The organism is Microbacterium sp. ARD31, from assembly GCF_031844425.1.
On the sequence record NZ_JAUZVE010000127.1, the window covers coordinates 1 to 1418 of the forward strand.

The 1418-nt window shown below is 66.4% G+C and carries 1 protein-coding gene; it reads right to left on the minus strand.

The genetic code is table 11. The annotated features are described in order from the left end of the window. Nucleotides 1-60: 60 nt before the first annotated feature. Entirely contained in the window at nt 61-1296 is a 1236-nt protein-coding gene (locus Q9S36_RS51555; protein WP_046746337.1) for an IS256 family transposase, read from the minus strand. Nucleotides 1297-1418 lie beyond the last annotated feature (122 nt).

The window sequence follows — 1418 nt, forward strand, 5'->3', positions numbered from 1 at the left end:
GGGCCGCGTCCGTTTGAGTGGTGGTCTTTCGCTTCGTTGCGATGATCAGCTGTCGTTAGTTTAGGCGGCGGTGATCTCGGGGAGTATCACCGCCTCGTCGATGGTGGGGGTGGTCGCGGTGAGCTCGGTCATGGAGGCTTCGGAGAAGTAGCGGCGGTCGGCGGCTTCCCATTCGTCGTGTTGCTCGACGAGGACGGAGCCGGCCAGGCGGAGCAGGGCGGCGTTGTTCGGGAACACGCCAACGACGTCGGTGCGGCGCTTGATCTCCCGATTGAGGCGTTCCAGCGGGTTCGTGGACCAGATCTGTCGCCAATGCCGGGCGGGGAACGCTTTGAACGCGAGGATGTCGTCACGGGCGTCGGTGAGCATCACGGCGGTCTTGGGGTGGACGCGCTCGATCATGCGCACGACTTCGTCGAACTGGGCATCGATGTGCTCGGCGTCGGGTTGGGCGAAGATCGTGCGGATCACGCTGGCGACCATCTCCTGCCGGCCCTTCGGGAGGGCGGTCAGGACGTTGCGCATGAAGTGGACGCGGCAGCGCTGCCAGGCGGCGCCCTGCAACACGGTCGCTGCGGCCTTCTTCAGTCCGGCGTGGGCGTCGGAGATCACCAGCTTCACCCCGCCCAGACCTCGTGTCTTCAACGAGCGCAGGAACTGCTTCCAGAACTCCTCGGTCTCGCTGTCTCCGACATCGAAGCCCAGCACGACCCGCCGCCCGTCAGCGGCGACGCCGATCGCGACGACGACCGCCTGGGACACGACACGGTGGTCGATGCGGACCTTGCAGTAGGTCGCGTCGAGGAACACGTAGGGGTAGGCGATGTCAGACAGCGAGCGGTCGCGGAACGATGCGACCTCGGCGTCGAGCCCTTGGCAGATGCGGGACACCTCGGACTTCGAGATGCCAGTGTCAGCGCCGAGCGCTTTGACGAGGTCATCGACCTTCCGGGTTGAGACGCCGTGGAGGTAGGCCTCCATCACGACCGCGAACAAGGCTTGGTCGACCCGGCGGCGCCGCTCCAGCAGCGACGGGAAGAACGACCCCTGCCGCAACTTCGGGATCCGCAACTCCAGATCCCCAGCCGTGGTCGACAGCACCCGCGGCCGGGAACCGTTGCGGGTAGTCGTGCGCTCGCTCGTGCGCTCGTAGGGGGCGGCGCCGATGAATGCGGCTGTCTCCGCGTCGATCAGCTCCTGGTAGAGCCGCTCGGTCGCGGCTCGGATGCGGTCGGTGGTGCCGGTGAGCTTCAGTTCCCCGAGCAGCTCGAGGAGGGCAGACTGGTCAAGAGCCATCGTGCGGTGTCGTCTTTCTGTGTGAGTTCTTGGTCGTTCTCACTGACCATCGCACGATGGCTCACCCCGTCGCGGTCACGACGCCGCGGGCCCGAAAGACCACCACCCCGCGGGACTCCAGG